Annotated in this window: 4 protein-coding genes; all 4 read left to right on the top strand. The window is 44.6% G+C overall.

The window, feature by feature from the left end:
* Positions 1-709 (top strand): sugar transferase (locus RJ60_RS14915; protein ID WP_146028950.1); only part of this gene is annotated, 709 nt, incomplete at its 5' end.
* Positions 709-1524 carry a GDP-mannose 4,6-dehydratase gene (locus RJ60_RS14910; protein ID WP_180979991.1) on the top strand — a complete coding sequence of 272 codons (816 nt, stop codon included), beginning with the start codon at positions 709-711 and terminating at the stop codon, positions 1522-1524. The genes RJ60_RS14915 and RJ60_RS14910, both read left to right, overlap by 1 nt.
* Positions 1524-2228, top strand: a complete 705-nt coding sequence (locus RJ60_RS14905; protein WP_103135271.1) for a sugar phosphate nucleotidyltransferase — start codon at positions 1524-1526, stop codon at positions 2226-2228. Before RJ60_RS14910 ends, RJ60_RS14905 begins: the two co-directional genes overlap by 1 nt.
* Positions 2225-2314 (top strand): GDP-mannose 4,6-dehydratase (locus RJ60_RS16610; protein ID WP_146028949.1); only part of this gene is annotated, 90 nt, incomplete at its 3' end. The genes RJ60_RS14905 and RJ60_RS16610, both read left to right, overlap by 4 nt.

The following is a 2314-nucleotide window of genomic DNA, read 5'->3' as shown; positions in this document are numbered from 1 at the left end:
GCCTATTCTGAACGAGGCGATCACTAAGAACACGTCTATTGAGTATCTTCCAACTTTAGTGGAGAGCTCTCTTCACAGAATACCGATAGAGATCATCGAGAGATTCAGAGAATACTACGAGATAGTCTTTTCCCAGGCAAGAATATCCAGAAGAATCCGAGTAGTGGACATCATATTCTCTACAGGCCTAATTATTCTCTTCTCTCCGTTCATTCTTTTCAGTATTCTTTACATTTTGATCCGAGACGGAAGACCGATTTTCTTCACTCAGCCTCGTCATGGAGTAAACGCTAGAATATTCAAAGTATATAAGTTCCGAACTATGAACGAGCCAGAACAGGGAGAAGACTTTCCAACACTGACGAAAAGCGGAAAGCTCTTGCGCATGACGCGGCTAAACGAGATCCCACAATTGGTTTCGGTTATCAAGGGTGACATGAGCATAGTGGGACCGAGGCCTGACATTCCTTCGACTTACGAATATTGTACAAGGGAGATACCTTTTTACAGATACAGAACAAGGGTAATGCCCGGTATCACCGGCCACGCCCAAGTGCTCTACAGATACGTCGATAAGCTTGAATACGATACCTTCGCCAGAAGGCTTTCATATGATCTTTATTATGTTAAGAACATGGACTTCAGGCTATATCTAGCAACGATGCTTCGTACGGCAGAAGTCATGCTCTTTCGAAGGGGTGCGAAATAGTGAAGGAGATTCTAGTATCTAACGTGGAGAAATGGCTGACGCCTCATTTGGAAAGAGTATTTGATATCAAATACACAGAGCAGTTGAAGCATTCGAATTACTCTTCATTTAATCCAGAGATCCCATATATCATAGGGTTTGAATACATCGGAGAGTTCACAGATGTTGGTGCTCTTGGTGATGTCCTTCATCTGGTGGCACAATGTGGAAAGCTGAAGACCATCATCTTCCTCTCTTCATACGGAGTATATGCACCAAAAAAGAGCAGTTTCAAAGAGTCGGATATTGTCTGCCCCAAGAACTTCGTCGGAACAAGGGCCGCTATTCTCGAGGATATTCTCGTCTATCTTGCAAATCGTTACTCGCTCGATCTAACAGTTCTCAGACTCTTCAATCCGTATGGTCCTTATCAGGTTTCGCCTTATGTGGTTCCAACAGTTCTCGAGAAGATCGCCTGCTCCGGTACGGTAAATATCGGTGACTCCGAGAAGGTTCGTGATTTCTTCTATATCTCCGATCTCATAGACTTGCTGACCCTTTTGATTGAGAAGAATCCTAAGGGGATAGATATCTGGAACGTAGGCTCAGCCATCCCCATGTCAATCAGCAGCCTAATCACTAAAGCCCAGGAAGTAACGGGAGGCGAATGCGACGTCTTGTTCGACGCCACAAAGCTCAGAGAAGAATACGACTACGACTACGCAGTAGCAGATATAAGCAAGATAAAGAAAGAACTCGGCTGGGAACCAAAGGTGAGCCTTGAAGAAGGACTTGCCCTCACATACCAGTGGATACTCGGCAGGAGTGGAAAGTAATGTTCAAGTACGGCTTCATAATGGCTGGCGGACAGGGCAAGCGACTGAGACCCCTAACCGCAGCTATCCCCAAGCCTCTCTTGCCTGTGGGAGATAAACCAATAATTCAGTTGATAATCGAACACATGAAAGATTTCGGGATAGTAGACATCTTTGTTTCAGTTAATTATAAGAAAGAGATAGTAAAGAGTTTCCTCCGCGATGGCTCGAGATACGGAGTAAACATCACATACATCGAAGAGCTTGAGCGCACGGGAACCGCAGGCTCTCTTGCTCTCCTTCCGGATGATTTCGATGACAAGATCATCGTTTCAAATGGGGATCTGATTTGCGATGTAGATTATTCTGTTATTAATGACCTCCTGAGAGAGTACGATCTTGTTCTTACAGGAATCGAAAGAAAGGTACCCGTTGACTTTGGCGTGCTAAAGATGAACGGGTCCCCCGAGCTAATAGACTGGGAAGAGAAGCCAAAGCTTAAGTACATAATAAACGGTGGAATCTACGGCATCTCACAAAAAGTGATAACCTATATAAGAGAGAACATACCAAAGCATCAGTATATAGATATGCCCTCTCTCTGGAAAATGATGAAAGATAACGGTATGCGTTTGGCAGTTCATGTACACGCTGGTAGCTGGCATGATGTAGGAAGAATGGAAGACTATATGGCACTTACGGGAAACGGAGAGGATTCTGATTGAAGGCGCTCGTAACGGGAGCCGGAGGCTTCATAGGTTCGCATCTAGCAGAATATCTTGTTGAAAAAGGCTTCGAAGTCAAGGCCTTC

Origin of the sequence: Mesotoga sp. B105.6.4, assembly GCF_002896535.1 — a bacterium.
GTDB lineage: Bacteria > Thermotogota > Thermotogae > Petrotogales > Kosmotogaceae > Mesotoga.
This window is presented reverse-complemented; position numbering and strand designations above follow the sequence as displayed.